The following is a 265-nucleotide window of genomic DNA, read 5'->3' on the forward strand; positions in this document are numbered from 1 at the left end:
CGTCGCAGGTCCGGACAACCGTGGTCGGGATATGGATCGCCTGCCAGAGGGACTTCCCTACGGCGGCGGAGAGCGCCTCCGCCTGCTTGGCGGGGAAGACCTTCTCGACGTCGATGACGAACTGGGGTTCGAGGTCGTCGGCGAGTTCCTGGTCGCCGGTGAAGACCTTGACGTAACAGTCGTCGACGAGGCCGGGGTGGGTCTCGACCATGTGTTCCTGGACGACGGCCGCACCGGGCATCGCGTGGTTTAAGATGTGGAGGTA

The 265-nt window shown here is 64.5% G+C and carries 1 pseudogene; it reads right to left on the reverse strand.

The annotated features are described in order from the left end of the window. A pseudogene (locus BRA42_RS10070) lies at nucleotides 1–265 on the reverse strand (methyl-coenzyme M reductase subunit alpha); the annotation flags it as partial.

This window comes from Methanoculleus sp. UBA374, from assembly GCA_002508705.1.
GTDB lineage: Archaea > Halobacteriota > Methanomicrobia > Methanomicrobiales > Methanoculleaceae > Methanoculleus > Methanoculleus palmolei.